Genomic DNA, 2,616 nt, shown 5'->3' with positions numbered 1-2,616 from the left:
ACCGACGCGGTCGGGACCACGCCCTGGCCGCCCTCGAGGCAAGCCGCCCGGGCCTGCGCCAGCAACTGGAGACCCAGGGCTCGCCCCAAACCTTGACCCCCCGGCAGGTGGCCCTTGCCTACTGGGCTGCGGCGGCCTGGGGTGGGCTGATCTCCCTTTCCAAGGACGAGCCCGATACCGTCGCCGATCTGCCCACGGCGATACGCCTCGCCCAGCTCGCCTGGGCTTCCGACCCCGCTTACGGTGGCGGCGCCCTGGCCAGCCTGATGGGCAGTTTCGAGACAGCCCGCCCGGGTGGCAGCCGGCAGCAGGCCCAGGTGTACTTCGATGAAGCCCTGCGCCTGGGGGCCGGGAACAACGCCGGGGCCTTCGTGGCCAAGGCCGAGGGCCTTGCCCAGCCCGCTGGCGACAAGGCTGCCTTCGTGGCCCTGCTACAGCAGGCCCTCGCCGTGCGCGACACGCCGGGCGGCACTCTGGCCCTTTCCAATGCCGTGATGCGCCGACGCGCCGAATGGCTGCTCAGTACCGCCGACGACCTTTTCTGATTCCCCCTTCCGGACCCTCTCCATGCCAAAGCCCGGCCGCCTTGCCGCCCTCGCCCTCGGACTGCTCCTTGCCATCCCCGCCCTCGCCGCCCCCCAGTTGCGCATTGGCACCCTGGCCCCCAAGAATTCCCTTTACCACCGCCAGCTCATGGAAGTGGGCGAAGCCTGGCGCGCCACCCAGGGAGAAGGGGCCAAGTACGTCATCTATCCGGACGGCAGTCAGGGTGGTGAGACCGACATGGCGCGCCGCATGCGCATCGGCCAGCTACAGGGTGCCCTGCTGTCGGTGGTCGGGCTGCGCGAAATCGAGCCGACCATCTCTGCCCTCCAGTCCATGCCCCTGCTCTTCCGGAGCTGGGAAGAGGTGGACTACGTGCGGGAGAAGATGCGCCCGGCCATGGAAAGAAAATTCCTCGACAAGGGCTTCGTGGTGCTGGCCTGGGGCGATGCAGGCTGGGTACGCTTCTTCTCGAAGGAAACCGCCGTGCGCCCGGACGATTTCAAGAAGATGAAGTTCTTCACCTGGGCCGGTGAAACCGAACAGCAGGAGATCATGAAAAGCCTGGGCTACACCCCGGTGCCCCTGGAGACCAGCGACATCCTGCCCTCCATCCAGACCGGCATGATCAATGCCGTACCCGCCACCCCCTACTTCGCCCTGGCCACCCAGGTTTACAACACCGCCCCCCATATGCTCGACATCAACTGGGCGCCCATCGTCGGTGCCCTGGTGGTCACGAAGAAGAGCTGGGACGAGATGCCCCCCGCCACCCAGAATGCCCTGCGCGAAGCCGGTGCCAAGGCCGGCCTGCAGATGCGCACCCGCGCCCGTCAGGAAGTGGATGAGGCCGTCACCGCCATGAAGAAACGCGGCCTGCAGGTGCACACCCCGACGCCCGAGCAGATGCAGGAATGGCAGGCCCTCGCCGACAAGCTGTATCCGCGCATCCGCGGCCACATGGTGCCGGCCGAAACCTTTGACGAGGTCTTTGCCCTGCTCAAGGCCTATCGGGCCGGCAAGCGTTGAGCACCGTCATGCGCCGCTTTCCGGCTATTGACGAAGCCATCGCCTCCACGGCGCTGGCCCTGATGACGCTCATCCCGCTGATCGAGATTGCCCTGCGCCCACTGCACGGCAAAGGCATCGCCAACGCGGCCATGCTTGTCCAGCATCTGGGCCTGGCCGTCGCCATGTTCGGCGCGGTGCTGGCGGAACGGGGAGGCCACCTGAGCACCCTGGGCAGCGGCTTTGCCAACGCACGAAAGCCGTGGCTGAAACAGGCGGCAGGCGTATTCGCCAACGGTGGCGCGGCGATCCTGTCGGGCATGCTCGGTGCCGCCAGCTGGACCTTTGTGGCCAGTGAAATGGACGCCGGGCGTGAGCTCGCCTACGGCATTCCCGTTTGGGCCGTGCAGGCCCTGATGCCTGCCGGCTTCGTGACCCTCGGTGTGCGCCTGGGCAGCCGCTGTGCGCCCCATCGTGTGGCCGGCCTGCTGTTGGGCCTGGCACTGACCGGCATGGGCTTCACCTTCGCCCTGCATTTCGATGGCAGCGCCCTTCCCCTGGCCCCCTTTGTCCTGCTTCTTGTGCTCGCGTTGCTCGCCGGGGCGCCCATTTTTGCCATCCTCGGCGGCCTGGCACTGGCCCTGTTCTGGGCGGAAGGCCAGCCCCTGGCCTCGGTCCCCCTCAGCCACTATCAGATCACCGTCAATCCCTCCCTGCCGGCCCTGCCCCTGTTCACCCTGGCGGGGCTGATCTTTGCCCGCAGCGGTGCCGCCGGGCGCCTGGGAACCCTGTTCACCGCCAGCTTCGGCGGCGGCCCCACCGGCACGGTGATCGCAGCCGCCCTACTGTGCTCTTTCTTCACCGCCTTCACCGGCGGCAGCGGCGTCACCATCCTGGCCCTCGGCGGCCTGCTGCTGCCGTTGCTCAAGGACGCCGGCTTTCCCGAGCGCAAGGGCATCAGCCTCGTCACCAGCGCCAGCGCCCTTGGGGTGCTGCTGGCACCCTCGGTGCCGCTGATCATGTACGCCATCATTGCCCGGGTGCCCATCCACAGCATGTTCCTCG

The 2,616-nt window shown here is 67.8% G+C and carries 3 protein-coding genes; all 3 read left to right on the top strand.

The annotated features are described in order from the left end of the window. Positions 1 to 545: TRAP transporter TatT component family protein (locus tag J0L98_RS21535; protein WP_296414284.1), on the top strand; the 545-nt coding region annotated here is incomplete at its 5' end. 22 nt (positions 546 to 567) lie between these two features. Beyond that, positions 568 to 1,572, top strand: a complete 1,005-nt coding sequence (dctP, locus tag J0L98_RS21530; protein ID WP_296414282.1) for a TRAP transporter substrate-binding protein DctP — start codon at positions 568 to 570, stop codon at positions 1,570 to 1,572. A gap of 8 nt (positions 1,573 to 1,580) precedes the next feature. Next, positions 1,581 to 2,616: TRAP transporter large permease subunit (locus tag J0L98_RS21525; protein ID WP_296414281.1), on the top strand; the 1,036-nt coding region annotated here is incomplete at its 3' end.

Origin of the sequence: Zoogloea sp. (assembly GCF_017302315.1) — a bacterium.
GTDB lineage: Bacteria > Pseudomonadota > Gammaproteobacteria > Burkholderiales > Rhodocyclaceae > Zoogloea.
Note: the sequence above shows the minus strand (reverse complement) of the source record. Positions and strands in the feature narration are given on the sequence as shown.

Coding starts and splice junctions, on each gene's coding strand:
- dctP (WP_296414282.1), top strand. CDS start 568: ATGCCAAAGCCCGGCCGCCTTGCCGCCCTCGCCCTCGGACTGCTCCTT.